Below are 26,343 nucleotides of genomic sequence, written 5' to 3'. Positions count from 1 at the left end.
TGCTGTGGCGCAATCAACTTAACTTGGTGTCCTACCTTTTGAAACTCTCTGGCCCAATAATTCGCCCCACCACAGGCCTCCATGACGACTAGACAGGGCTCTATCTTGGCAAAAAAATGTACTAAGTCTTTACGCTTAATCACCTTTTTTCTGACTAACTTTCCAGCCTGATTCACGCCAACAAAATGAAAAACAGACTTTGCGATATCTAAACCAACTGTAGTAATCTTCATAGTGGACCCGTCCTCTTTCTGATGAGTTGTAGCAACTACATCGTGGCCCATTGCGAGGCCGATTTAAAGTGGATGGGTCCATTCCATTATCCCCCGCTGGAGGCGAAACATCATTCACCAGTCATCAGCAAAATGATGACCCCCCCCCGTTGGAGGCGAAAACAAGTGGATATATGGGATCAGGGCAAACTTCGCCCATGACATGGGCCGACGCAACAATGGTTGATTAATAATGGCTGGCAGTGTTTTTTGCGCGTGCAGTGTTTTGCGCGTTTGATTACGTTGCCCTTGAATAGCTCCTAGCTATATTGCTATGTTGTTGATTGATAATGGCTAGCTTGTCTTTTTTATAGGGAATTTATCATATTAATAAATATGGTTTAGTTTGTATTCAGGGAAACAGAATGAAAAAACAATTAGAGAAAATCAGCGGCAGTCGCAGAGATATGCTAAAAAAAGCCACTGCAATGGCAGGCATTTTCGCGACTAGTGGCATCGTAAGCAATGTTCAGGCAAAGACACAAAGCACTGATCTTAATTCGAGCAAAATTGAACCCGATTACTTACCCACTCCGAAACAAGTCCCAGCATCTGAAGGTGTTTTACCACTCTCTGGCGGTGCTGGCCTGTACTACTGGGATACAGGTGGTAATGGCCCCGCAGTTGTACTTTCTCATCCCGGTAGAGGTAGCGCATTAACTTGGCCTTATCAACAACCTGTTTTTGCAAAAGCAGGGTTTAGAACAATTGCATATTCAAGACGCGGATATTATGGTTCTCCAGCAGGTTCAAAAGAAGATACCGGCAATTATGCTGATGATCTAAATGCGTTAGTTGAGCATTTAGGTGTAGATAAATTCCATATTCTGGGTCTGGCAGCGGGAGGTTTTGCTGTTTCTGATTATGTAGTTTCTTATCCCAAAAAACTACTTAGTATGACTATTGTCTGTAGCCTCTTTGGCTTATGGGATAAAAATATCGATGAACGATTAGACTTTATTCTTCCTAAAGCTTTTAGTGATTTACCGCCCGAGTTTAAAGAACTTGGTCCTTCCTATCGCTGGGCGCACCCTGAGGGGGTAAAGGATTGGATTGAAATGGAGAAAAAGTCTAAAGGGGATGGGGTTAGGCACGGACAAAAAGCGAAAAGCAATATTACTTGGGACAAAATTAGAGCTACTAATGTTCCTACTTTTTTTATTGCAGGTGGGGCGGACTTATATCAACCGCCTTCTATGATGCGAGCTGCCGCTCGAGAACTACCCCATAGCGAGACACTTGTGGTTCCAGAAGCAGGACACGCTGTACAGTGGGAACAACCTGAAACATTTAATCGCTCGGTTCTCGAGTTTTTCAGAAAACACAGTTAAATTCCCTTGGACAAGTTAAAGTTAGATATGTGGGATCAGAGTAAACTTTATTTAAGTCCCATAATTTTCCTCATCCCACGACTAGGATCTAGAAGCCTTTATCTAACGCATTTCTGTCCAATGATGATTTTGCTTCTGAATACCCAGAGCATACCAATAAGGCCAAAATCGAAGAGACAATTAACCCAGTGTAGATGCGGCTGAGGGTATCGAAAACATGGATGTTTTCGTTAAGCGGCCATGGATGGCGCAAAGCGTCCCGAAAAAGCGTCTGCACATACCCCCGCTGGAGGCGAAAACATGCTCCCCATTCAAGCGGTGAATATTACCTAAGCCATACCAGTTAAGTCATACCAATAAAGCGAAATCGAAGAAATAATTGACCCAGTGTAGATGCGGCTGAGGGTATCGAAAACATGGCCGCTCTATGACATCCATGTCAGCGCGGCATTTGTGAATCCCTTTACATCAGATGACACCGTCGAGCCCCCATGGATGGACTCTTTTGAAAACAAATAGGCGTCCCGAAAAAGCATCTGCACACTCCCCGCTGGAGACGAAAACATGCTATCCCTATCAAGCGATGAATAACCCTTTATGTCAGAACTTCATGCTTAATTACCCACCAGCAGCTATCACTTTGGCTGCAACTTTTGCGCTAAATGAGTAGCATTGCGGGCAGTGATCCCGTAAATCGATAATTGTGGATTGGCGCCTAAGCTGGTTGGGAAGATAGAACCATCCATTACCGATAAATTGTCATAGTAGTGGGACTCACCATAACTATTCACCATCGCCATTTTCGGGTCCTCGCCCATTGGGCAGCCGCCCATCACATGGGCTGAGGCCACAATGGTTTTAAGTGGGGCTAAATCTAACTCACTGATCACCTTTTTAGCTTGTTGCCATGATGACAAATACGGCGCACCTTCAGTGATAGGTAATACCTGCTGCGCCCCTGCAGCAAACTGCAGCTCCGCCATGCTGGCATAGGCCCGCCTTGCCGCGCGCCAAAACGCATCGCTCAAGGGATAGTCCAAACTAAAGCCGTGATCGGTAAGCTGAACCTGGCCACCTTGACTATCAGGATGGTACCCATCACGCACCAAGGCGATGGTGACTTGCAGTTGATTAAATTTAGCCATCAATTCTGCATGGCTTTTTCCATAGCCTAAGGTCTTTGAGGCAATTAATATTGGGTGGATTGGCGGTACTTCAAGTTTATAGCCTAGCTCGCCGTCGGCATCGTCTTGCCACACAAATTGGTCGCTATAAATCGACTGCGGCGCACCAGCATGACCATTGATGGGATCATTGAAAATCGCCCCGCTCAATAGTGTTGGATGTAAAAATGTTCGCTTACCTAGTAATTGGTGTGGATCCGCCACTTGTGAGCGCATTAGCAGTGCAGGAGTGTGAATTGCGCCTGCTGATAACAAGTAATGCTTAGCTTTCACGTTAACCGCAACGCCACTAGGTGTAAGGGATTCGGTTAATGCTTGGGCTTGTAAGCCGGTTATCTTATCACCTTGATGCTCAAGTTTGGCCACCTTGACGCGGCTCAATAGCGTCGCGCCACCATTAAGCGCTGAGGGTATGGTTGTCACTAACATCGACTGTTTAGCATTAACAGGGCACCCCATGCCGCAATAGCCGGTATTCCAGCAACCTGACACGTTGCGCTTAATAACGGTATATTCCCAGCCTAGGGCTTCACACCCTTGTCTAAGCGCCATGTTATTGCGGTTTGGCTCATAGTCCCACTTAGCGATGTTGAGCCGCTGCTCCATCTTTTCAAACCAAGGGTCGAGCTCATCGCGCGACAACCCCGCGATACTTTTATCGCTGGCCCAATACTGCAATGCGTTACGCGGCGTTCGAATAGAGGTTGTCCAATTGACGGTGGTCGACCCACCAACAGCGCGGCCTTGGAAGATACCGATCGCCTTATCTTTGGTTTTCATGCTCGCCGCTTGTTGGTACAAATTAGGGTATGCACGGCGCTCTTCCATATTAAAACTATTGGACGATTTAAGCGGGCCTGCTTCGATGATCATCACTGACAATCCGGCTTGAGTCAGAATTTCGGCCGCGACACCGCCACCCGCACCACTGCCGACAATGACCACATCCACTTGATAGTGCTGAGGCTCAGTTAAGGTGCTGCCATCTACATGTTGCCAGCCAGACGCTAAGCCAGTTTCAATGGGATCTTCAATACTCAAATGCTATCTCCAACAACAGGTGACTTAGGCAGTATATGGCCTAACATCAGGATGATTTGCTCACTAGGACTCAAAATATTTCGGCTTATCGTAGTGCAGATGATGCCAATGCTCAGGGCAGCTGTAATAGCTCGCCATAATTAAATCTCGCAGGCCGCCATAGGCGGTCACCATCATGTCGAGATAGTGTCCACGCCAGCGCTCTAACAGTGCTGCAAGCTCTTGAGGATTGCGCATCATCAATGGGGTCATATTGCCAGTGAGTAATAGCAAACCTAAACGCTGCTCCAACAGTTCAAGCAGTTGCATAAGCTCTTCACGTTGATCTTGTGGCAACACGCTAATGGTTTGCTCTATGGCATCTAAAGTGCGGGTTTGCGCCGCTAATCGGTGTGACTCAACCGTTGGAAAAGCGCCATCTAATATCACTGGCAGTAATACTGAAAATAGCAATCTATGGGGGTTATCTAACGCCGGATTAATGTTAACAGCGGGCGGCGAATAAACATTAACCCCAAGGGCTAATGCGCCGGTTCCCACTAAGGCCGTGGTCAAGAATGTACGTCGCTTCATAAACCTAACTCCAACTACTTTGCAAGAACTTGCTTGCAGCAAGCCCAAACCGCCCAGTGAGAATAATACCCGTTTGATAGTAACACTGTGATAGCATTAAACGTTACTTAGCTACTGACTGCTTCTGCACCACAAGCCAGCGCGCTATAAACCTGATATTAATAACAATAACTATTAATTAAACACATGTTTTAATTTTCAGCAATAGTCTAAGATATGAACACAGAAACATTCAGCCCGCCTTGGTGGGCCAAAAGCCCCCACATACAAACGATTCTTCCGGTACTGACTAAGGTGGCCAGACCAGCGTTAAACCGCCAACGTATCGAACTCGATGACGGTGACTTTATCGACTTAGATTGGTTGCGCGCACCCGAACCCGGCCAAGCTTTGGTTGTGCTACTGCACGGCCTAGAAGGCAGTGCCGACTCGCACTATATTCGTCGCATGCTGCGTCATTGTCAGCAGCACAACCTTGCTGCTGTGGTCCATCACCACCGTAATTGCTCAGGCGAGAACAATCGCCTTGCACGTAGCTACCACAGTGGTGATACCGGTGATATTGCCCAAGTACTACGCCATTTAAAAAATCATTATCCGCAAAGCTCATTACTTGCGGTTGGATACAGTTTAGGCGGCAATGTCCTCACAAAATACTTGGGAGAGCAGCAGCAACACAGCTTGATTGAACGTGCCGTTGTGGTCTCTGCCCCATTGCAGCTTGCCGCATGCGCTGAGCGGCTTAAAAGTGGTTTTTCACGGGTTTATCAAAGCCATCTTATTAAACAGCTACAACAGAAAGTTCGCGATAAACTCGCCGATAAGCAGCTAGCAGGTGAAATGCCTGTCGCACCGTCGCAGGTAGAACATCTTAAGACCTTCCATCTATTTGATGATCAAGTCACTGCGCCATTACATGGCTTTGATGGTGTAGAGGACTATTACAACAAGGCCAGTGGTTTACCCTATTTGCAGCACATTAAAAAGCCGACTCTGGTGCTACACGCCGCGGACGATCCATTTATGAATGAGGCCGTGATCCCCTCTGCCCCGCAGCTATCACAAGCGGTCAATTATGAGTTACACTCGCGCGGCGGTCATGTTGGCTTTATTAGTGGCGGCACGCCTTTATCACCACAATATTATTTAGAGCCAAGAATCATACAATTCTTAAGCTCACAATGAGGATGATTACATCATGTTAGTGCCTTTCGATGCGCTGCAGCAGCTGCCTAAAACCACGCTCGACAATATGGTCAAAGAGTATCTACTCACCCAGTTAGAAGATGGCAGTTTTGCGAGCTTAGATGAAACCGCGCTACAACAAGCCATTACCCAGTGTATGCTCGCGCTCAAGCGTGGAGAGTTGGTGGTTGAGTACAGTGAAGAGCAAGAATCGATAGCGATTCGGCCACAGGCAGATACCATCAATAATTAAACTATATCGGCCACTTCCATTGACCTTATGTAGTCGTGTGCCGTATAACTATCTATTCATTGATACGCAATTTAAGGTGTCTTTAAACGCGAAACGCGCGACCTAGGTAATGACATGTCAGCTAAACATCCAATCATCGCGGTGACCGGTTCTTCAGGAGCAGGTACCACCACAACTACAACAGCTTTTAGTCATATATTCAGACAACTAGGCATTAATGCCGCTGTAGTTGAAGGTGATAGCTTTCACCATTACACCCGTCCAGAAATGGAGTTGATGATCCGCAAGGCACAAAGCGAAAATGGCAACATTAGCTATTTTGGTCCTGAAGCAAATGACTTTGAGCGTTTAGCCAAATGTTTTGCCGATTACAGTGCCACGGGTCAAGGTGAGACACGCGCATACCTACATACCTTCGATGAAGCAGTACCTTTTAACCAGATGCCAGGCACTTTCACTCAATGGCAGCCTTTACCTGATAATACCGACATGTTGTATTACGAAGGCTTACACGGTGGTGTGGTGACCGATGATCACGATGTGGCGCAGCATGTGGATTTACTGATTGGCATGGTGCCCATCGTCAACCTAGAGTGGATCCAAAAGATCATTCGCGACACCTCCGACAGAGGCCATAGTCGAGAGAAAGTCATGGGGTCGATTGTGCGCAGTATGGATGACTACATCAATCATATGACGCCGCAGTTTTCACGTACCCATATTAACTTTCAACGTGTCCCTACCGTGGATACCTCCAACCCCTTTAGCGCCAAAACCATCCCAAGCTTAGATGAGAGTTTTGTGGTGATTCGATTTCGCGGTATCAACAATGTTGATTTCCCCTACTACCTGAAGATGATTGATGGCGCGTTTATGTCGCGTATTAATACCCTAGTGGTACCAGGCGGTAAAATGTCATTGGCAATGGAGCTAATTCTTACGCCGCTAATCCGTGATCTAATGGAGAAGCGTCAGCAGCTATTATCACTCGACAATGAGTAATCGCTCTCAGCAACACTAAGTTAACCTTAAGTTTCATTTAAGTATGATCGCGTAGACTTCATCTTATCGGGATTTCAGGCGAAAGACTGATAAGTTAGCTTACTCTTGGGAGTGAATTCCCCCATCTTGATCTGTTTGTTTCCTTGAGTTTGCTAGCTGCCCGATGCCTTATTCTCTACCTAGTTTTACCTCTTTGTTGTCAGCAAAACTCACCCCATCTCGCTTGTATTTAGCTATACCTCTCAAGCTGAAAATCACCACAATTTTGCAACGATTTATTTACAATGCTATCGCTTTGAAAGCTCAGTATTGACCGTACCCCATGCCGTTTCCGGCTGGCTTAACCTAGTTAATAATACCAATCAGTATAAACATTTAGTCACTCAGCGAGAGTTTAGCGGTTCTGAGGCAAGGCAACGAGTGAAGAGCATAGTTGTTCTACGGTTAAGCTCGTTAACACAGCATCAGGACTGCTAAAACTCGCCATTCTGGCGCGTTTTTGGCTACCTACTTCTGCGTTGAATAACCTCACAAGGGAGCAACCATTGTTTCAGTGCTCACTTTGAATTAGCCGGCCTTGAATTAGTTTGCCAAAAGCGCGCTGAGTAGATCAAATTCTTATACTGATTGGTATTAACTCTGCCAAACGCCAGCTATAGGCAATAAAAAAGGAGCCGTAGCTCCTTTAGTTTTGCATGTTAAGTCAATTACTGACCTAAGGGGATAATCTCGCGATAAGGTTGCTTAGACTGATAAGTTTGCAGACGCTGCTCAAACTCATCTGAGCGGTTGATTTCTGCAGTCTGCTTTAATGCATCAATCGCTTTTTGTTGGGTTTGAATCGCCAACTGAAAGTCACCTAGCTCTGCATAGGCTGCAGCGAGGTTGTCTAAGTTAGTCGGGTCTTGCTCGTTTGATTCAACTAAGCTTTGGGCAATCTCAACCGCTTTTGTGCCATTGCGATATTCAGCTTCTGGGCACGTTGCGAGAATCCAGGCAACATTGCCGCGCGACACATCATCACCTACGGCATTAAAACGCTCAACCGCTTTGCCGCAATTACGCTCGACACCTTCACCGCCTGCTGCATAGATAAAGCCTAAGCGAAATTCCGCCCACTTATTACCTTGCTCACTAAGCGATAGGTACCAGCGCTCTGCCGTGGCTAAGTCACGACTTACAATGTTACCTTCAAAAGTTAAGTCCGCTAATGTTTGCTGGGCTTTATCATGACCTTGCTCAGCAGCACGTTGCATCCACTGCATTCCCAAAGGCTTATCTTCAGTCACAAATCGGCCTGATAAATACATCAAGCCCAATAAAAATTCTGCTTCGGCATCGCCATGATTAGCACGCAGCTCAATATGAGCTAACTTACTGGCTTTAATTTCACTCGCGGGTTGCGGTAAAGAAAATGCTTGGACATGACTTGAAACGGCTACACCACAAATGATGCTTAAGCTCATGATTAAAGAACGACAATTCACAATACTTATCTCCCAGCCCTTTGGTTTACTTTTTTGCTATTCGACACACGCTTTTGCTTATTCATTCAATTTTTGTAAGCGGGTGTAAATCGTGTTAGTAACTACACGACTCCCAGCACCGTAGCAAGAATGCCATAGCAAAGTCGAGAAAAATACGCATTAGATTGTAAAGAACTGAAAATTTAGCCGCCATAAGCTAGGCTCACTAAAGCGACGAATGTGATTTGACCTGCATAGTTTCCTCAATAATTATGCATTTAGACGGTATTGGTTGACATATATTGCTAATGTATCAAAATATCCAACCATCGATTTAAGCTGTTTACGCCTTTGTCGTTCACAGGAATCAGACTTCTATCAAGTTTTTTAAGGCCTGATTGACGTAAACTGCTTATTTAGCATATTCTTGTATTTTAATTAATCTGTCGAGGAACACAGGCATGGCTCTGATTGGTAAGCCGAAACCGGATCCAACCTTGGAATGGTTTTTATCACACTGTCACATTCACAAGTATCCAGCCAAAAGCACATTGATCCACGCTGGTGAAGACTCTGACACCCTATATTACATAGTCAAAGGTTCTGTGGCTGTGCTAATTAAAGATGAAGAAGGCAAGGAGATGATCCTGTCTTACCTTAACCAAGGTGACTTCATTGGTGAACTTGGTCTGTTTGAAGAACAAGCTGAACGTACTGCATGGGTACGTGCTAAACAGGCATGTGAGATTGCAGAAATTTCTTACAAGAAATTTAAGCAGCTCATTCAAGTTAACCCAGAAATCTTAATGAAGCTTTCTTCGCAAATGGCTTACCGCTTACAAAGCACTAGCCAGAAAGTAGGTGACTTAGCTTTCCTAGACGTTGCAGGCCGTATTGCACAAACATTACTGCACCTAGCTAAGCAACCTGATGCGATGACTCATCCAGACGGCATGCAAATTAAGATCACTCGTCAAGAGATTGGTCAAATTGTAGGTTGTTCTCGTGAAACCGTTGGCCGTATCTTAAAGATGCTTGAAGAGCAAAACCTGATTCAAGCACACGGTAAAACTATCGTAGTGTACGGTACACGATAAGTTAACATTAAGTTAGGTTTAATAGATCTTCGATAAAGTGGTCTGAGTTAATCTCAGGCCACTTTTTTATTGGAGAACGCTAGTGCTAAACACCGCTTTTCGTAGCTTGATTGCGCTTATGTTCTGCGTATCCAGTACGACGTTTGCCACTTCGTTAATCGAACTCGAACATAATCAAGCCAAAGATCTCGTCTCCGCAGGCAAAATCTTACCCCTTGATATCACCCTATTTCAGGTGCAAAACTTTTGCGCCGGCAAGCTACTTGATGCCAACCTATTTCAGTATCAAGGTCATTGGGTCTACGAGCTAAAAATAAAGTCGACCCGTGGCAGCCGTGCCGCCATTATTGTTGATGCTTCAACCGGCGCACTCCAGCCCAATAGTAAACTCCCCAGCAGCTGTCGACCCAGCGAGTAGCGCTATTATATAAACCATATTAATAGATAAAACATGTTATCTAGATAGCGCTTTAGCAACACACCTCTGCCCTATTTGCGGTTAAACAGGTATAATGCTTAGTAATTGCCCTACCAGTTGACATCGGTACTGACTCATAACATGCTGAGTGAGATTAACGTCAATATGTTAGGCCGACCACAATTAGATAACGCATTGAAGCAAAGGTGAAAAGGTAATATGAAATTACTGCTCGTTGAAGATAATACCCTGCTAGTCGAAGAGTTAGAAAAGCAATTAAAGCAAGCGGGATACGTCACTGACGTGACCGATAAAGCGACCGAAGCGGACTATTTAATCAAAGAGACCAATTATGACTGCGTCATCTTAGACATTGGTTTGCCTGACGGTAATGGTTTGGAGTTATTAGAGACTTGGCGTAACCAAGGCATTAATACACCAGTGATTATGCTTACCGCACGCAGTCAGTGGCACGAGAAAGTTGAAGGCTTTAACGCTGGCGCCGATGATTACCTAGGCAAGCCATTCCATACCCAAGAGCTGTTAGCCCGTATCCATGCGCTTATCCACCGCGCACACGGCAAAGCCAATACACCTAGCAAAGAGCTGAGCTTCGAAGGCGTGACCTTAGATGAAAATCAGCAAAGCGTGCAGGTAAATGACACCATCTTCGAACTCACTGCAATGGAGTTCCGCCTACTTAAAATCTTCTTGATGTCACCTAAAAAGCTGTTATCCAAAGCACAATTGACCGACAAGCTTTATCAATTCGACGACGAGAAAGAAAGTAACGTCGTTGAAGTTTATGTGACTCATCTACGTAAGAAACTAGGCAAAACCGCCATTGAGACCCGTCGTGGTCAAGGCTATATTTTTCACGGCCTTAATAAGTAACCATGATTTCAATTCGCAGCAAGCTAAGCCTGTGGCTAACAGGCTTAGTGATTATTGCGACACTAGCCGGATTGGTATTATTTGAAACCATGCTACGGCAAGCGTTTCATGACTCAATCATTGATCGTTTAGAAGAAGACCTTGAGCAAGTGTTGATGGCCGTTGAGTATGAAAACGGTGAGATCTACATCGACCAGGGCGAAATTTCCAGTTTTTATAATCCTGTTTATTCTGGGCGCTACTTTCAGCTCAATATTGTTGGCAAAGAGCTGCGCTCGCGCTCACTGTGGGATCAACGCCTCGATGTAAAAGTGCTCGCTGCAGGTGAAACCCGCGTGTGGCAAACCAAAGGCCCGCAAAATCACGATATCCAACTGCTGTCTTTGGGGCTGAGTACTGAAACCTTGTCCCTGCCCGCTACCATTACCGTTGCCCAAGACTTAAGTATCGGCCGCAAAGTCTTTAGCCAAATCTACGGCACTAAGCTGGGAATCAATTTAGCGCTTTTGTTAGCCATGATCACCGGCATCATTTTAGTCTTAAGACAATCGTTTAAACCGGTCAACGAAATGCAGTTGGTACTCAATAAGCTGCGTGAGGGGGAGATTAGCTCCCTAGAGGTGGATAAAATCCCACAAGAGCTGCAACCTCTGGCCACTACCTATAATGACTTACTGGTCTATTCAAGCAAGCAGATAGAGCGTAGCCGCAATAACTTGGGCAACCTGAGCCATGGTCTCAAAACGCCTTTAGCGGTCATGCAGCAGCAGGTAGAGGCCTTAGGCTTACGAGATCCTGATGCGGCCATTGCTATGCAAAAGCAATTAGATCATATCCACAAGATGATTGAGCGTAAATTGGCCGCGGCGCGGATCACCGGTGATATGCTACCTGCTGCGCAAATGCAGGTACCCAAAGATTTGCTCGATTTATGCCAAACGTTAGCCAAAGTTCACCATCACAAAGACATTGATTGCCAGGTTGATATTCCAAGCGCTATTAGCCGTTTGCCAATTCACCGTGAAGACGGCATGGAGCTAATTGGCAACCTACTGGATAATGCTCATAAGTGGGCAGCAAGCCAGGTTCGCGTCTGTGCCGACACGCAGCAAGGCATACGCCTATGCATAGAAGATGATGGCCCAGGGGTGGAGAGCCATGAACTGGCTCTACTGACTAACCGCGGTAAGCGACTCGACGAAGACACCATGGGCCATGGTCTCGGTCTATCCATTGTCAAAGACATAGCAGAGCAGTATCAAATTGACTTGGCCTTTGAACACAGCGCCGAATTAGGTGGCTTAAAAGTGACCTTGGAGTTCAAAGCATAAAAAAAGCCAGCGATAAGCTGGCTTTTTTTATAACGGGCACCCCTTGCTAGCTTGCATTGGTGCTTTCAAAAATCTTATCTGCAGATGCTGCAACAAAGCCGGTGTAAAGCTCACCATCAGCTTTAGGGTAACGCAGAGCAAACTCATAAAAACAGCTTGGGATCTCTTTGCTGACATCGCTAAAGGTAACTTCAATCTTGTCTGCCATGGTGGATGATTGCTCAAGCAATACCTCTTGGGATCCTTTTACCTCACCACCAGCGCTGTTAAGCACGAAATCACCCGCTTTAAGGGTATCGTTAACTTCATAGATGGTGTTGTAACCCGGTAGGTGGTTGATTGAAACCGTAAAGTGGTTTGCACGATAGCCAAATGCCGCCACCCAAGCCGCATATTCGCTCTCTGCAAGTAAGCTTTCGTAGGTGGCAAAATCAAGTTGCCAGTGACGGCCAGAATAAAGGAAGTCATCAGCGGTGGTCGCTGCGCTATCGACTTGCTCAATCAAACCTTGCACAACTTGCTGTAGTTGTGGACTAAACTCTTCAACCAATAGTTCCGAAATGAAAACTTTTGGCTGCGTGGTATCGGGATGTTCAAAATGCTTTGCTTTGAGCTTTTTGGCTTCAAAATTATAGTCGCCGCATGCAACGTAGCCTAAAGATTCAAAGTGGGCAGCAAGGACATCTAAGTTCACTTTAGCCAGATTAAAAGTTCGTAGGGCAATATGGTCGTTAATGATCTGTTCACCGCGTGAAAGCAACTGATGTACTTTCCCTGCTGAAGGCGTCATTTCGACGTAATCATTCCATAGTGATTCAAATAGCTTGTTAATATCTGTGTGCATGATTTGTTCCTTAACGGCATCGTGTGCCAGTACCCTGGCAGGTATTATTATTTATCACGATATAAGTACAGCTATAGCTAGTCAGCATCCTGTACAAAAAGGGGAAGCTGCTGACGCGGCTCCCCCCAACTTCAAAGATTAAATACTTAGGCCTGGGCTTAAGTTAGCAGGCAGTGCAACCGCATCAGCTTCAACTGATGCTACCGGATAAGCACAATAGTCAGCGGCGTAGTAAGCGCTGGCTCGGTGATTACCAGAAGCGCCAATACCGCCAAATGGTGCAGCACCAGAAGCACCGGTGATCTGCTTATTCCAGTTAACAATACCGGCACGAATACGCGCTAAGAAGTAATCATAGTCTTCACGGCTGTCAGCTAAAATCCCAGCTGATAACCCGTAACGCGTGTTGTTAGCCAACTTAATCGCTTCATCAAAATCGGTATATCGAACCACCTGCAATAGTGGGCCAAAATACTCTTCGTCTGGCAACTCTATCACTTGCGTCACATCTATCAGACCAGGAGAAACCAGGCCAGTGTCAGCGTCAAGGTGTTGCAACTCAACCAACACGTCACCACCTAGATTAACTAAGTTACGCTGTGCTTCAACCATGCCTTTGGCAGCCGTACTTGAAATCATTGACCCCATAAATGGCTGTGGCTGTGCATCCCATGGCGCGACTTTTATCTGCTTGGTGGCTGCAACGAGTTGGGCAATAAGCACATCACCGTCAGCGCCTTTCTCAACATAGAGGCGACGAGCACAAGTACAACGTTGTCCCGCTGAAATGTATGCAGACTGAATAATGTCGTGCACGGCAGCTTTGGTATCGCTTACGCCCTTGATGATTAGTGGGTTATTGCCGCCCATCTCAAGTGCCAAAATCTTACCTGGGTCACCAGCGTATTGCTGATGTAAAATATGCCCGGTACGTGAGCTACCAGTAAAGAATAAACCGTCAATTTGAGGGTGTGATGCCAGTGCTTTACCTGTTTCAACTTCACCTTGGACTAAGTTGATGATACCAGCTGGTAAGCCCGCTTTTTCCCACAACTTAACCATTAAGTCCGCCGTTTTAGGCGTAAGCTCTGATGGCTTAAATACCACAGTATTACCGGCGATTAATGCCGGTACTATGTGACCGTTAGGCAAGTGCCCTGGGAAGTTATAAGGGCCAAACACCGCAACTACACCATGAGGCTTATGGCGCAATACTGCGCGACCTGCTGGCGTGTCATTCTCACTGGTGCCAGTGCGCTTATTGTACGCCGCAATCGACAAACCAATCTTACCGATCATCGCGCCTGCTTCAGTAGCTGTTTCCCATTGTGGCTTACCAGTTTCTTGAGCAATCACCTCAGCAATTTCTGCTTTATTGGCTTCAAGTTCACTACGGTATGCTTCAATAATGGCAATACGCGCATCGAGCCCTAACATGAACCAGTCAAACTGGGCATCACGTGCGGCATTAACTGCGGTATCAACTTGCGCTGGCGTGGCAGTTTTACCCTGCCAAATAACTTGTTGATTTGCTGGGTTTGTTGAGGTCACATCGTGACCTAGGCCTGCAACCCACTGGCCATTAATAAATTGCGTCATGATTTTTCCTACAAAGCTAATACACGAATTTGTTCGCCTTGTTGCACCATTAATCCCTGGGCAAGTTCAGCTGAAATCGTCACATTGTCACTGTCTTCGCTGATATCCAGCGTTGCGGATGTGGCACGATAATTCGCTAATTGAGTGTTTGAGATAATGAATTTACTGCCTTGACCATTGCTGTCGCCAATATTGACCGTGAGCAATCGGCTTTCTCGCACTGAGCGGATATCTTGTAGCTGACACTCCACCGTTGGCCCGCCGTCAAAAATATCGACGTAACCACGACAACGGAATCCTTCAGCTTGCAGTAAATTTAACGCGGGACGTGTATTGGCATGAACTTCACCAATCACCTTCTGTGCCTCTTCAGGCAGCAGACACACATATACCGCATTTTTTGGCATCATTTCAGCCATAAAGGCTTTTTGACCTAAGCCCGACAAATAGTCGGCTTGGACGAAATCAATACCGAGGAAGTGCTGTTGCAGCCAACCATAGAACGGGGAGCTCCCGTCTTCGTCGCTTTCACCACGCATTTCTGCAATCACGGTTTGACCGAAGCGCTCAGCATGCTGTGCCAAGAATAAGAAACGGCTACGCGATAGCATGCGACCATTGTTATTCTTACGATATGATGCACGCAAAAACAGCGTACAAAGCTCAGCCGCACCCGTATAGTCATGACATAAGGTCAAGGTTTCAACTTCGTTGCGCACGTCTATCTGTTCTGAATGATAGACCTCGGTACCGAGTCGATAATGATAAAAGGCATCTTCCATGCCTACTGCGGCTTCTAAACCACATGTACCGACGACTTCACCCGTATCTGTATCTTCGAGCACCATCAAGTAGCCTTCATCAAACGGCTTGTCGACCTGTTTGTTGAATGACGCTTCTACGCGTTCAATTTTGCTTCTTAACAGCGCTTCATTTACCGGTAGCGATGTAAACCCATGGCCCGACTCTTCTGCAACTTGATACAGTGCTTCAAAGTCAGATGAGCAAATGGGACGTATAATTAACATCTTAGACTCTCCTCAGAGTAAACAGCCTACAAGCTAAGCACAGCTTAACCTGTAGAAACCGCTTACAAACAATGACATAAAAAAGCGCAGACTGATGCTGCGCTTTAATATCATTTAGCCCGCTACAACTTTTGCTACAGCACGCTCAAATCGAGCTAGTCCTTCAGCAATATCGGCTTCTGGGATCACCAATGATGGGGTGAATCGAATCACGTTTGCACCCGCAACCAAAGTCATGAGACCTTCGCCGACAGCTGCCACAAGAAAGTCCTTAGCACGGCCTTGGTAAGCGTCATTCATTACGCCACCAATGAGTAGGCCTTGACCACGAACTTCACTAAATACATTGTGCTTTTCATTAATAGCATTCAGGCCATCACGCAGTAATTGCTCACGCTTTTTCACGCCTTCAAGTACTTCTGGTGTATTCACCACGTCAAGCACAGCATTACCAATAGCACAGGCTAGCGGGTTGCCGCCGTAGGTAGAACCATGAGTACCAATCTTAAGATGAGTAGCAATTTCGTTAGTCGTCAGCATAGCAGCAATTGGGAATCCACCACCCAGTGCTTTAGCGGTAGTAAGGATATCCGGTACCACTTCAGTACGCATGTAAGCATATAGCTCACCTAGACGGCCAACACCTGTTTGCACTTCATCAAAAATGACCAATGCATTGTGCTTGTCTGCAAGCGCACGAACGGCACGTAAGAATTCAGGATCTGCATCAATAATGCCACCTTCACCTTGCAATGGCTCAAGCATAATCGCGCAAGTTTTGTCTGAAATAGTCGCTTCAAGTGCACTAATGTCATTAAACGGAATATGAGTAATGCTTTGTGGTTTAGGGCCAAAACCATCAGAGTATGCCGCTTGACCACCCACACTTACGGTGAAGAAAGTACGACCGTGAAATGCTTTATCAAACGCTACGATTTGATCTTTTTCTGCACCAAATTTGTCTAGAGCGTAACGACGAGCAAGTTTAAGTGCTGCTTCGTTAGCTTCTGCGCCCGAGTTGGCGAAGTAAACTTTGTCAGCAAACGTTGCATCAACTAGCTTGGTCGCTAGCTCTAATGCAGGCTCGTTGGTCATTACATTAGAAAGGTGCCAAAGCTTATTACCTTGTTCAGCTAACGCAGCCGTTAGCGCTGGATGACAATGACCGAGACAGTTAACGGCAATACCACCGGCAAAATCGATAAACTCTTTACCTTCCTGATCCCAAACGCGGCTACCTTCACCACGAACAGGAATGACAGCCGAAGGCGCATAATTAGGCACCATGACTTCATCAAATTGGGCTCTAGTTAGGTTGTTGTTCACGCTCATACCTTTCATCCTTTCATTATTAACAATGGCGCTAAACGCCAGTATTCCCGCCTTGTACCAAGAAGTTTGCCTGTGATAACGACGGTTGTTTATATCGGTTAAGTGACATTAACAACTAAAATGTGATCAAAATACCAGTTTCTTGCACTCAAGTCCGATCGAGTTCGCATGTTAACTGCATAAAGATTTGCACTTAGGTGTTATACAAGCGTTTATATCGGGGGTTTACAGAATAAATAGTCATAAAAAAAGTTATTTGAACCTTTTTTTATTAAAAATGCATAGAATATGCATAGGTAGTGGGAGAAATTACTAACAAAGCCAGGACAAAACTGTAAACAGAGTATAATTCAACCACAGGCTAAGCACCTCGCCTTCGAGGTGCTACATCAATGGCTAATAAAGGTCGAGCTTACGATAATTCTGCCCTTTGAGGCGAATCACTTCTTGTTCATTAAGTTCGTAGTAATCGAACATAAGCCGCTTTTCTTTCGGCTCCAACTGACGCATCTCTTCTAGCATCAATACCTTAGCAAAACAGCTCGCTTTGGCCACCAACTTCGCCGCAGCCGAAAGCTCGGCAAAACTGAGGTTATTATCTAGCTCTGCTTGCACCTGAGTCAGTGGACTAGCAGCAAAGTCTAATAGCTCTAATAGCTGCCAATTGAGTTTATTTCCGTGGGACAACACCAAATGATATATATCATTAGCGGGAAACTCAGTGGCGAGCACCGCATCGTGCAGCTCTTTATCGCGGCTAGCACTAGCTTCTCTTAGCCAGGTCCCCCAGGTAGTCTCATACACTTTCGCGCCGTTATTTAACACAACTGAGGTGCCTAACATGCTCAGCAAAGCGCTGGTATAGATAAACGCTTCGTCAGCCTCGTGAAGCTTAGCCAATGCTTTGGCCGCGACGCCAGTTATCATGGCGTAGCGCCACAATTTACGTGTCGTCCACAACAGGTGAGCGTGACCTGAGGGTAACCAATTACGTAGACAATAATATGGAATGAGCGTGCGTAGGTTATCAATACCAATAAAATTCAGCACCAACTTAAGATCAGTTACTTTCACTTCTGAGCGGTGCGAGCGCTTGAGACGAAACGCTGGGCTATTAACTAGGTTAGTGAGATCACGCTCGAGCCAGGGCAAGTCGGCTATTAAAGGGCGAATGCGGTTAATATTGAGTGTTTCGTGACTGATCAACTCAAACAGCGTGAGTTGCGCTGCGCTGATCCCTGACCTTGCTAACAAACTCTCAGGTGTGGCGAGTTGATTATCCAAGGCAGTTGTCACTGTATGCACTAGCTGACCAGATACCGCCTCAAAGACTTTACGCGCCTCAATCTGTTTTGCCAGCCGTGCTAAAACGGCCTCTCGTTCAATATCAAGCTTGTTGGCATCGCCTTCAAGCTCTTTATCAATCTCATCAAACATTGACGATGATTTTTGCTTGCCGACAATCAATTGGGTTAACAATTTGTGTTCTAACTCTATTACCTTACCTGGCCTAACACCGCCAGCGACAGATATCGCCACTAATTAGTTTCCTTTTATATTGTTCTTTAGCTTTAATTTAGCACATAACCCTGCCAATTTAACGCCATCAACCTGATTTAACAATCATAACCTTATGCTGGCGACTCAAAGGTTACCTTGAACAACTCTGCAGCCAGTTTAGTGATAAAAAAAGGACCCTTATCGGGTCCTTGTTAGTTATTTCAGTTCTTGTTCGAACAGCTTATAGATACGTCGGTATTCATCTAACCAGCTTGAAGGCTGCTTGAAACCATGGGGCTCTACCGGGTAGATTGCCGTTTCAAACATTGGCTTTTCCAGTTCAATCAAACGTTGTACTAGTCGCACGCTGTCTTGGAAGAATACGTTATCATCCAACACGCCACTCATAATAAGCAAAGGCTTTTGTAGTCCCTCAGCATGCTCAATTGGCGAGCTACGCTCGTATGCGATAGCATCAACGTCGGGCGTGTTAAGAATATTAGATGTATAAGGTGCATTGTAGTGTGCCCAATCTGTCACTGGACGCAGCGCAGCACCGGCCTGGAACAATTCAGGCTCATTGAATAGCGCCATAAAGGTCAGGAAGCCACCATATGAGCCACCATAAGTGCCCACTTTTTGCGCGTCAACATTGGCATTGGCTGCCATCCAGTTAACACCATCTTTCAAGTCTTGTACTTCTGGGGTGCCCATTTGACGATAGATCGCCGTGCGCCAATCACGTCCATAGCCTTTTGAACCGCGATAATCCATGTCCATTACGACATAACCCTGCTGAGTTAGCAGATTATGGAACATGAACTCTCTAAAGTAGCCAGAGAAGCCGTAATGCGCATTTTGCAAGTAACCCGCGCCGTGGTTAAAGATCACCGCAGGATACTGGCTAGCATTCTCTTTAGCGTATCCTTGTGGCAAGTACACACGAGCATAAATGTCCTTAGCACCATGGCTAGATGGCACAGCGACCACCTCTGGCGCTTGCCAAGGGTATTGCTTAAAGGCATCACTGGTATAATCCGTTAACTGCTGGCGTTCACCACCAATGGGTTTAACAAACAGTTCTGCTGGTTGAGTGCGGGTTGATGCCTTCAATAACAGCTGTTCGCCATCTGGGCTGAGTTGATAATCTAGCTGGCCTTGCCACTGGGTCAACTGCTCAGACTTACCCGATTGAATATTGACACGATAAACGTTATCGATACCAGGGTGTTGTTTGTTAGCCTTGTAATATATGTAGGCTTGCTTAGGACCTAGGGTAATATCACTCACCACATACTCGCCTTGAGTGAGCGCACGGGCCTTACCCGTTGTCGGTTTTACATATAGCTGAGAATAACCGCTCTCTTCCGATAGATAGTAAAGGCTATTCCCTTTATTTAACCAACCATATTGATTAAAGGTATAGTTAACCCACGCTTCGCCATGCAGACGGTGTTGAGTTTGCAAGCTACCTTTTTCTAGGTTAACCGTGGCTATCCAACGATCTTTGTTGTCGATCGCTTCAAGCATCACAGCTAATTGGCCGTCATCGTGCCACTGAATTGCGCTTTGTTGCCAACCCCAGTCTTGCATCAACTGGATCTTACGTGGCTGCTTCTCAGCGCTAAAACTTTCGCTTTTGGCTTCAGCATTCTCTTGTTTGACTGCCGCTAATACGTCTTCATCAAATCCGCTTAGCCCTTCAATAGTAATATCGCGTTTCTGTTTGCTTTGCAGGTCTAGCAATACCAATCTTTGCCCAGGATTGTTATCTTCGGCCACACGTGCACGAGCAGGTACAGCATCAACATAACCTTCATTGCCTAAATAGTTGGGCATAATGTCATGTTCACTGCGCCAGCTATAGCTCTTATCAATTAGCGCCAACAGCACATAACGACCATCTGGTGACAGGCTCAAGGCACTGACACGCTCTTTATCGCCTAAATACCAGCTTTTAGCGGTCATGGTTGGGTCAATGTCAGCTAACTGTTGCTGATAAGCTTGCTTCTCTTTTGCATTGCTGTGCTGCAACGCAACATAATCAATCAAACGATGTTGCTGCTTAGCGATGTAACTCTCGGGATCTTTAACTTTGCTTGGTGCCTTGGCCATTTGAATATCAGCAAGCTGTTCGACTAGCCCTGAATTTGAGTGAATCTTAAAAATTGATTCACCTTGCCAATAAGCCAAATCACCAGAAGTTAAAAACTGTACTCCACTCACCGCGCTATTGAGTTTGGTAAGTTGAGTAATAGCCCCTGTGTCCATAGCTTTGACAAAAACATTGCCCTGATAGATGTAGGCTTTTTTAGATTTATCACTGTTAAATACGCCGTGCTTTTGGTCAGCAAGGTGTAATTGATTCAGATCTAACTTAGTTGCTGATCCCGTGATGGGTTGCTGGTAATAATCTAGCAGTGGTGAGCTGTGGGCCTGACGAGCAAAATAGATAGACTGCCCATCATCGCTCCAATATTCACCTTTGGCGAATATTCCCATCCAATCAGGGTTGGCCATAATCTGCTTCATGGTTAAAGGCTGTTCAGCCTTAGGTGGGGCAACTAAGGTTACCGCCGCAGAAGCCGCAACTGTGGCTGGCGTGTTAGAAGTTGGTGTGGCTGTACATCCCGATAAAATAGCAATCGTGACTGCGCTAAGTGCTGCTGTTTTGAGTAAACCTGCCATTGGGTTCCCTTTTTGTTGTTATAGCGGAAGATATTGCTGTAAACGGCAATCATCGTCCAAGGCTGCTTTTTTGCCCTTTTTATATCACAAAATGGATCAAAACTAGTGAGGAATGTTGAGATAAGTTGTAACAGATTAAAATATCTGTATGGCAGTTTAAACTCTAGCGCGATTGATTAACAAAGTTAGCCAGCAAATCTAACCCCTGCTGGGTCAAAATTGACTCTGGATGAAACTGCACTCCGAATAAAGGCATACTCTGGTGGCGGATAGCCATGATCTCACGGCCAACAATAGGATCGTCATACCAAGCGTCTAATTCAAACTGCTGCGGTACAGACTCTGTGACAAGCGAATGATAACGGGTAACAGTGAGCGGATTCGCGAGTGACTTAAACAAGCCGCGATTTTGATGCACAATTTCACTGGTTTTACCGTGCATCACCCGATGGGCATTGACTACCTTAGCACCAAACACTTGCGCAATGGCTTGATGGCCTAAACAAACGCCTAATATAGGTATGTGGCCAGCAAAATGCTCAATCGCTTGCAATGAGATGCCTGCCTCATTTGGGCTACAGGGCCCAGGGGAAATGACCATTTGGCTTGGGGCTAAATCGCGTATTTCTGTTAGGCTAATCTCATCATTACGTCTGACAACGACTTCGCAATCTAGCTGCTGAAAGTACTGCACTAGATTAAAGGTAAACGAGTCATAATTGTCGATCATTAAGATCATGGTAAACCTAACTTATAAGCGAAAAAGCGGTGGATCTGGCGCCGCATGCTACCACAGCTTCATTGCTCGGTCACTAGTGAAGCTGCCTCATACACTCAGCATAGACAGCGAGCTAATAAAAAGGCCGGTCATAAAGACCGGCCTCAATAATACGATTCAGTGGTATCTACTTAACTAAGGTTAAGTGGCCACGTTTTACCGGTTTTTCTTCACTTGCCTGAGTAGGCTCACTGTCTTGTTTATCGACCGCTTCATCAACAACACTTAACGATGAGGTATCACTAGATGCAATTTCATCTTGATAAGCTTCTTCAGCGTCGAATACAGTGCCCGCGCCATTTTCACGAGCATAAATAGCCACAATGGCCGCCATTGGCAATACCACTTGCTGTGGTACACCACCAAATCTTGCATTGAACTCAATAAAGTCATGACCGATCTGCAAATTACCCACAGCAGTCGATGCTATATTCAGTACAATTTGACCATCTTTGACATACTGCTGCGGCACTTGTGTACCTGGAACGTATGCATCTACCACTACATGAGGGGTAAGATCATTGTCCATTAGCCAGTCATAGCAGGCTTGAAGCAAGTAAGGGCGATTAGGCGTCATCGCTTTCATTTAGATACCCATGCGCATTTCGCGCTCGGCCTCAGTCAATGATGCTTTGAATGACTCACGGTCAAACAAACGCGTCATGTAAGCTTTAACTTCTTTCGCTGTGCGAGAGTCTAACTCAATACCCAGTACTGGTAGGCGCCACAATAGTGGACCTAAATAACAGTCTGCTAGACCAAATTCTTCAGCCATGAAATAAGGCATTTCGTTAAATACCGGTGCGATCGCCGTTAGGCTTTCTTGCAATTCTTTGCGCGCAGCATCAGCACGATCACCACTACGGATACGGTCTACCAAAGTGTACCAGTCGTTTTCAATGCGGTGCATCATCAAACGCGTTTGACCACGAGATACTGGATAAACAGGCATCAGTGGTGGATGCGGGAAACGCTCGTCCAAATATTCCATAATGATACGAGAGTTATAAAGTACAAGCTCACGATCAACTAGCGTTGGTACTGTGTTGTATGGATTCAGATCAATCAGATCTTCAGGCATTTCACTAGGATCAACCTGTAGGACATCAACAGTGACCCCTTTTTCAGCCAAGACGATACGTACTTGATGGCTATACAGGTCATCTGCACCTGAGTATAAGGTCATGATTGAGCGTTTGTTGGCAGCAACAGCCATTGATACCCTCCGAGATATTCAATCAAAAAAACAAAAACGCAAACGAGGGGCAATGCCCCCCCGTTTACACTATGCGGATAATACATTCTAACCTTTATTGTAGGTTAGTGTACATCTCTCCAGTACTCTTTCTTTAAGAGGTAGGCCACAATAAAGAAAATAAACAAGAAGCCCATTACCCACCAACCTAAGCTTTCACGCTCAAGTTTAACTGGATCACCCGAATAAACGAGGTAACCGGTGATATCACGAACAACTTGGTCATACTCTTCAGCGCTAAGGCTACCTGCAGTCCCAGGCTTAACACCTGTGACTTTAGTCATACCATCGTGCGACTCAACTACAGGCTCTGGTAGGCCTTGAAGTTCTTCCATCACGTGTGGCATACCCACTGAAGGGAAAACAGTATTGTTTACGCCAAATGGGCGACTATCATCACGATAGAAGCTCTTTAGGTAAGTATAAATCCAGTCTTCACCACGAACACGAGCAACCAAAGTTAAATCTGGTGGCGCAGCGCCAAACCACTTAGCCGCATCGGCATCGGGAATAGCGTTCTCCATTAAGTCACCAACTTTAGCTGTCTCATCAAACATGTAGTTGTTACGCATGTCTTCAATAGAGATATCTAAGTCTTCGGCAACACGATTATAACGTTGGTACTGTTGGCTATGACAACCGGCGCAGTACTGCTGAAACTTATCTAAGCCACGTTGTAATGACTCAGTATCACGTAAGTCAATATTAGCGCTTTCTAGCGGCACGTTTGAACCACCTGCAGCGAACGCAAGAGATGGGACTAACGTAACTAATGCAATCAGTAATTTTTTCATTAGTGGGTCAACCTCTCTGGTACAGGCTTAGTCTTCTCGTTCTTACTGTATACCCACAGCGCAACGAAGAAACCAAAGTAAGTCAGAGTAAAGATACGAGCAGCAATTGTCAGAGCTGGCGTTGCTGGAACAGCACCTAAGTAGCCCAAAACAACGAACGACACAGCAAACTGGCTAATGTTCAGCTTGTGAATCATGCTACGGTAACGAATCGACTTAACTTTACAACGATCTAACCAAGGCAATACAAACAGTACCGCAATCGCAAGACCCATACCGACAACACCAAGAAGCTTGTCTGGAATCGCACGTAAAATCGCGTAGAACGGTGTGAAGTACCATACTGGCGCAATGTGCTCAGGCGTCTTCATTGGGTTAGCCGCTTCAAAGTTTGGCTTCTCTAGGAAGTAACCACCACCTTCAGGCATGAAGAACAGCACGTAACAGAACACAATCAAGAAGCCTGCAACGCCCATAATATCCTTCACCGTGTAGTATGGGTGGAAAGGAATACCATCTTTAGGCCAGCCGTTCTCATCTTTGTTTTGCTTAATTTCGATACCGTCTGGGTTGTTTGAACCCACTTCATGAAGTGCGATTAAGTGTAGGAAAACCAACACTACTAGCACTAACGGTAACGCAATAACGTGCAGTGCGAAGAATCGGTTCAAGGTCGCCCCTGAAACAACAAAGTCACCACGAATCCAAAGCGTTAGATCATCACCAATAACCGGGATTGCACCGAATAGGGAGATAATTACCTGCGCGCCCCAGTATGACATCTGTCCCCATGGCAATAGGTAGCCCATAAAGGCTTCAGCCATTAACACTAGGAAGATCAACATACCGAATAGCCACAGTAGTTCTCTTGGCTTTTGGTAAGAACCGTAGATGAGACCACGGAACATGTGCAAATAGATCACCACGAAGAATGCGGAGGCACCGGTCGAGTGCATATAGCGCAGCAACCAACCGTACTCAACATCACGCATGATGTATTCGATAGAGGCAAATGCGCCCTCTGCAGTTGGTACATAGTTCATGGTTAGCCAGATACCAGTTAATAACTGGTTAACTAACACTAGCATGGCTAGTGAGCCAAAAAAGTACCAAAAGTTAAAGTTTGTTGGGGTTGCATACTTGCCCACATGACGGTTATAAGTCGCCGTCATTGGGATGCGAGCATCAATCCAATCAATTATATTCTTAACCATTACGCTGCCCCCTGATCGACACCGATAATCACGTTGCCATCATCAATATATTGATGCGGTGGTACCACGAGATTTAATGGTGCTGGAACGCCTTGGAATACACGACCAGCCATATCAAACTTAGAACCATGACATGGGCAGAAGAAACCAGAAGCGACACCTTCAACTTGCTCACCGAACGTATCCGGTAGGTAAGTAGGTGAACAACCTAAGTGAGTACATAAGCCAACTGCAATGAAATACTCAGGCTTAATTGAACGAACGGCATTCTGAGCATAGTCAGGTTGCTGTTCTTCGTTCGAGGCTGGATCACGAAGCTGGTTATCAAGTTTAGCTAGACCATTAATGATCTCGTCAGTGCGACGGACAACCCATACAGGCTTTCCACGCCACTCAACGCGGATCAGTTGACCCGGCTCTAATTTACTAATATTTACTTCAACCGGGGCACCTGCAGCTTTCGCTTTGGCACTCGGATTCCATGACTTTATAAAAGGAACCGCTACAGCGACGGCACCAGCACCACCTACAACGGCGGTGGCTGCGGTCAGGAATCTGCGACGTCCGGTATCGACTGGCGCATTGCTCATCCACTTATCTCCAGAGAGTGTTGGAATTTTTGTTTTAAAAATTTTTGAAAATCGGGTTACACCCCAAAGCCCAAAAATCAAATTTGAGGCGGGGCTCATTATAGCCAAAAATTAGAACCAGATCATAGTAAAACAGAGAACAAAGTTAACTATGTTAGAAAAATTGCCGTTTTGCGGTGAAAATAAACGCTAATCTGGGCTGCTTTAACCAGATATCAACAATAATAAAAACTAAAACGGTTATAGTAATTGATGCTAAATTAGCAGCTTAGACGTGATAAATAAAAAAAGCCCGAACTAGTCGGGCTTTTTTAATGCTAACAGTGTCCCGTCCTGAGATAAGTTGACACTTTGGAGACTTATCTATGAAACCTTCAAGCACAATCAGCATTAAACGTACACAACGTGATTACACATTAGGCTTTAAATTAGCCGTTGTCAGTCAAGTAGAAAAAGGCGAGCTAACCTATAAGCAAGCTCAACAGCACTACGGTATTCAAGGTCGAAGTACGGTCCTTACATGGTTAAGAAAGCATGGTAGATTAGACTGGACGCAACCCATGGAGCACTCTCCTATGTCTAAATCTAAAGAAACACCTGCCCAGAAAATCAAACGATTAGAGAAACAAGTTTCTAATTTAGAAATGAAAAACATGATTTATGGCGATATGGTT

Annotated in this window: 25 protein-coding genes and 1 pseudogene; 9 read left to right on the top strand and 17 right to left on the bottom strand. The window is 45.6% G+C overall.

Features of this window, described 5'->3' with window-relative positions; all coding sequences use genetic code 11:
• Positions 1-233: pseudogene (locus tag L865_RS0118300) on the bottom strand (IS110 family transposase); the annotation flags it as partial.
• 404 nt (positions 234-637) lie between these two features.
• On the opposite strand from L865_RS0118300, the gene L865_RS0118295 reads away from it, so the two are divergent.
• The gene (locus L865_RS0118295) at positions 638-1,603 is read left to right on the top strand and encodes an alpha/beta fold hydrolase (RefSeq protein WP_051484692.1); all 966 of its coding nucleotides are present in this window, start codon (positions 638-640) and stop codon (positions 1,601-1,603) included.
• A 635-nt stretch (positions 1,604-2,238) separates the two neighbouring features.
• On the opposite strand, the gene L865_RS0118290 is transcribed toward L865_RS0118295, so the two are convergent.
• The gene (locus tag L865_RS0118290; RefSeq protein ID WP_028774570.1) at positions 2,239-3,828 is read right to left on the bottom strand and encodes a GMC family oxidoreductase; all 1,590 of its coding nucleotides are present in this window, start codon (positions 3,826-3,828) and stop codon (positions 2,239-2,241) included.
• A gap of 63 nt (positions 3,829-3,891) precedes the next feature.
• Positions 3,892-4,401, bottom strand: a complete 510-nt coding sequence (locus L865_RS0118285) for a twin-arginine translocation signal domain-containing protein (protein WP_028774569.1) — start codon at positions 4,399-4,401, stop codon at positions 3,892-3,894.
• Between the two features lie 216 nt (positions 4,402-4,617).
• Here L865_RS0118285 and L865_RS0118280 point away from each other — a divergent pair, with 216 nt between their 5' ends.
• From L865_RS0118280 to L865_RS0118270, 3 genes are all read left to right on the top strand, one after another.
• Complete coding sequence (locus tag L865_RS0118280) at positions 4,618-5,586, top strand: hydrolase (protein WP_028774568.1); 969 nt, start codon at positions 4,618-4,620, stop codon at positions 5,584-5,586.
• A 13-nt stretch (positions 5,587-5,599) separates the two neighbouring features.
• Entirely contained in the window at positions 5,600-5,839 is a 240-nt protein-coding gene (locus tag L865_RS0118275) for a YheU family protein (RefSeq protein WP_028774567.1), read from the top strand.
• A gap of 114 nt (positions 5,840-5,953) precedes the next feature.
• Positions 5,954-6,841: a phosphoribulokinase gene (locus tag L865_RS0118270; protein ID WP_028774566.1), complete on the top strand. Its 888-nt coding sequence runs from the start codon at positions 5,954-5,956 to the stop codon at positions 6,839-6,841.
• Between the two features lie 394 nt (positions 6,842-7,235).
• Here the strand turns inward: L865_RS0118270 and L865_RS25635 are convergent, their stop codons facing one another.
• Positions 7,236-7,373: a hypothetical protein gene (locus L865_RS25635; protein ID WP_157577362.1), complete on the bottom strand. Its 138-nt coding sequence runs from the start codon at positions 7,371-7,373 to the stop codon at positions 7,236-7,238.
• 175 nt (positions 7,374-7,548) lie between these two features.
• A complete protein-coding gene (locus tag L865_RS0118265) occupies positions 7,549-8,328 on the bottom strand; it encodes an SEL1-like repeat protein (RefSeq protein WP_372847166.1) in 780 nt (259 codons plus the stop codon).
• 440 nt (positions 8,329-8,768) lie between these two features.
• On the opposite strand from L865_RS0118265, the gene crp reads away from it, so the two are divergent.
• From crp to L865_RS0118245, 4 genes are all read left to right on the top strand, one after another.
• Positions 8,769-9,404, top strand: a complete 636-nt coding sequence (crp, locus tag L865_RS0118260; protein WP_011864391.1) for a cAMP-activated global transcriptional regulator CRP — start codon at positions 8,769-8,771, stop codon at positions 9,402-9,404.
• Positions 9,405-9,486: 82 nt separating this feature from the next.
• Complete coding sequence (locus L865_RS24170) at positions 9,487-9,822, top strand: PepSY domain-containing protein (protein WP_037471551.1); 336 nt, start codon at positions 9,487-9,489, stop codon at positions 9,820-9,822.
• 219 nt (positions 9,823-10,041) lie between these two features.
• Entirely contained in the window at positions 10,042-10,716 is a 675-nt protein-coding gene (locus L865_RS0118250) for a response regulator transcription factor (RefSeq protein WP_028774564.1), read from the top strand.
• Positions 10,717-10,718: 2 nt separating this feature from the next.
• Positions 10,719-12,047, top strand: coding sequence for an ATP-binding protein (locus L865_RS0118245; RefSeq protein ID WP_028774563.1), 1,329 nt, complete (start codon positions 10,719-10,721; stop codon positions 12,045-12,047).
• A gap of 46 nt (positions 12,048-12,093) precedes the next feature.
• Here L865_RS0118245 and L865_RS0118240 read toward each other — a convergent pair whose 3' ends face one another.
• The 12 genes from L865_RS0118240 to petA form a co-directional block, all read right to left on the bottom strand.
• The gene (locus L865_RS0118240) at positions 12,094-12,891 is read right to left on the bottom strand and encodes a DUF1338 domain-containing protein (protein WP_028774562.1); all 798 of its coding nucleotides are present in this window, start codon (positions 12,889-12,891) and stop codon (positions 12,094-12,096) included.
• 138 nt (positions 12,892-13,029) lie between these two features.
• Positions 13,030-14,490 carry a succinylglutamate-semialdehyde dehydrogenase gene (gene astD / locus L865_RS0118235; protein WP_028774561.1) on the bottom strand — a complete coding sequence of 487 codons (1,461 nt, stop codon included), beginning with the start codon at positions 14,488-14,490 and terminating at the stop codon, positions 13,030-13,032.
• A gap of 8 nt (positions 14,491-14,498) precedes the next feature.
• The gene (gene astA, locus L865_RS0118230) at positions 14,499-15,518 is read right to left on the bottom strand and encodes an arginine N-succinyltransferase (protein ID WP_028774560.1); all 1,020 of its coding nucleotides are present in this window, start codon (positions 15,516-15,518) and stop codon (positions 14,499-14,501) included.
• Between the two features lie 114 nt (positions 15,519-15,632).
• On the bottom strand, positions 15,633-16,850 hold the full coding sequence (locus tag L865_RS0118225) for an aspartate aminotransferase family protein (protein WP_028774559.1): 1,218 nt from the start codon (positions 16,848-16,850) through the stop codon (positions 15,633-15,635).
• 396 nt (positions 16,851-17,246) lie between these two features.
• The gene (locus tag L865_RS0118220) at positions 17,247-18,389 is read right to left on the bottom strand and encodes an HDOD domain-containing protein (RefSeq protein WP_028774558.1); all 1,143 of its coding nucleotides are present in this window, start codon (positions 18,387-18,389) and stop codon (positions 17,247-17,249) included.
• 177 nt (positions 18,390-18,566) lie between these two features.
• Positions 18,567-21,038, bottom strand: a complete 2,472-nt coding sequence (locus L865_RS0118215) for a S9 family peptidase (protein WP_028774557.1) — start codon at positions 21,036-21,038, stop codon at positions 18,567-18,569.
• 163 nt (positions 21,039-21,201) lie between these two features.
• Positions 21,202-21,777: an anthranilate synthase component II gene (locus L865_RS0118210; protein WP_028774556.1), complete on the bottom strand. Its 576-nt coding sequence runs from the start codon at positions 21,775-21,777 to the stop codon at positions 21,202-21,204.
• A 166-nt stretch (positions 21,778-21,943) separates the two neighbouring features.
• Complete coding sequence (locus L865_RS0118205) at positions 21,944-22,402, bottom strand: ClpXP protease specificity-enhancing factor (protein WP_028774555.1); 459 nt, start codon at positions 22,400-22,402, stop codon at positions 21,944-21,946.
• Positions 22,403-23,032 carry a stringent starvation protein SspA gene (sspA, locus tag L865_RS0118200; RefSeq protein WP_028774554.1) on the bottom strand — a complete coding sequence of 210 codons (630 nt, stop codon included), beginning with the start codon at positions 23,030-23,032 and terminating at the stop codon, positions 22,403-22,405.
• Between the two features lie 104 nt (positions 23,033-23,136).
• Entirely contained in the window at positions 23,137-23,865 is a 729-nt protein-coding gene (locus L865_RS0118195) for a cytochrome c1 (protein ID WP_028774553.1), read from the bottom strand.
• Complete coding sequence (locus L865_RS0118190; protein WP_028774552.1) at positions 23,865-25,079, bottom strand: cytochrome b; 1,215 nt, start codon at positions 25,077-25,079, stop codon at positions 23,865-23,867. The genes L865_RS0118195 and L865_RS0118190 overlap by 1 nt, the downstream gene beginning before the upstream one ends.
• On the bottom strand, positions 25,079-25,669 hold the full coding sequence (gene petA / locus L865_RS0118185; protein ID WP_028774551.1) for a ubiquinol-cytochrome c reductase iron-sulfur subunit: 591 nt from the start codon (positions 25,667-25,669) through the stop codon (positions 25,079-25,081). Before petA ends, L865_RS0118190 begins: the two co-directional genes overlap by 1 nt.
• Before the next feature lie 365 nt (positions 25,670-26,034).
• Between petA and L865_RS0118180 the strand changes: the two genes are divergently transcribed.
• On the top strand, positions 26,035-26,343 hold a 309-nt coding region (locus L865_RS0118180; protein ID WP_037471546.1), incomplete at its 3' end, for an IS3 family transposase.

It is taken from the genome of Shewanella waksmanii ATCC BAA-643, from assembly GCF_000518805.1.
Taxonomy (GTDB): Bacteria; Pseudomonadota; Gammaproteobacteria; order Enterobacterales; family Shewanellaceae; genus Shewanella; species Shewanella waksmanii.
This window is presented reverse-complemented; position numbering and strand designations above follow the sequence as displayed.

Coding starts and splice junctions, on each gene's coding strand:
- petA (WP_028774551.1), bottom strand. CDS start 25,669: ATGAGCAATGCGCCAGTCGATACCGGACGTCGCAGATTCCTGACCGCA.
- L865_RS0118190 (WP_028774552.1), bottom strand. CDS start 25,079: ATGGTTAAGAATATAATTGATTGGATTGATGCTCGCATCCCAATGACG.
- L865_RS0118245 (WP_028774563.1), top strand. CDS start 10,719: ATGATTTCAATTCGCAGCAAGCTAAGCCTGTGGCTAACAGGCTTAGTG.
- L865_RS0118280 (WP_028774568.1), top strand. CDS start 4,618: ATGAACACAGAAACATTCAGCCCGCCTTGGTGGGCCAAAAGCCCCCAC.
- L865_RS0118195 (WP_028774553.1), bottom strand. CDS start 23,865: ATGAAAAAATTACTGATTGCATTAGTTACGTTAGTCCCATCTCTTGCG.
- L865_RS0118250 (WP_028774564.1), top strand. CDS start 10,042: ATGAAATTACTGCTCGTTGAAGATAATACCCTGCTAGTCGAAGAGTTA.
- L865_RS0118225 (WP_028774559.1), bottom strand. CDS start 16,850: ATGAGCGTGAACAACAACCTAACTAGAGCCCAATTTGATGAAGTCATG.
- astA (WP_028774560.1), bottom strand. CDS start 15,518: ATGTTAATTATACGTCCCATTTGCTCATCTGACTTTGAAGCACTGTAT.
- L865_RS0118285 (WP_028774569.1), bottom strand. CDS start 4,401: ATGAAGCGACGTACATTCTTGACCACGGCCTTAGTGGGAACCGGCGCA.
- L865_RS0118270 (WP_028774566.1), top strand. CDS start 5,954: ATGTCAGCTAAACATCCAATCATCGCGGTGACCGGTTCTTCAGGAGCA.
- L865_RS0118205 (WP_028774555.1), bottom strand. CDS start 22,402: ATGAAAGCGATGACGCCTAATCGCCCTTACTTGCTTCAAGCCTGCTAT.
- astD (WP_028774561.1), bottom strand. CDS start 14,490: ATGACGCAATTTATTAATGGCCAGTGGGTTGCAGGCCTAGGTCACGAT.
- L865_RS0118275 (WP_028774567.1), top strand. CDS start 5,600: ATGTTAGTGCCTTTCGATGCGCTGCAGCAGCTGCCTAAAACCACGCTC.
- crp (WP_011864391.1), top strand. CDS start 8,769: ATGGCTCTGATTGGTAAGCCGAAACCGGATCCAACCTTGGAATGGTTT.
- sspA (WP_028774554.1), bottom strand. CDS start 23,032: ATGGCTGTTGCTGCCAACAAACGCTCAATCATGACCTTATACTCAGGT.
- L865_RS0118240 (WP_028774562.1), bottom strand. CDS start 12,891: ATGCACACAGATATTAACAAGCTATTTGAATCACTATGGAATGATTAC.
- L865_RS0118210 (WP_028774556.1), bottom strand. CDS start 21,777: ATGATCTTAATGATCGACAATTATGACTCGTTTACCTTTAATCTAGTG.
- L865_RS0118295 (WP_051484692.1), top strand. CDS start 638: ATGAAAAAACAATTAGAGAAAATCAGCGGCAGTCGCAGAGATATGCTA.
- L865_RS0118215 (WP_028774557.1), bottom strand. CDS start 21,038: ATGGCAGGTTTACTCAAAACAGCAGCACTTAGCGCAGTCACGATTGCT.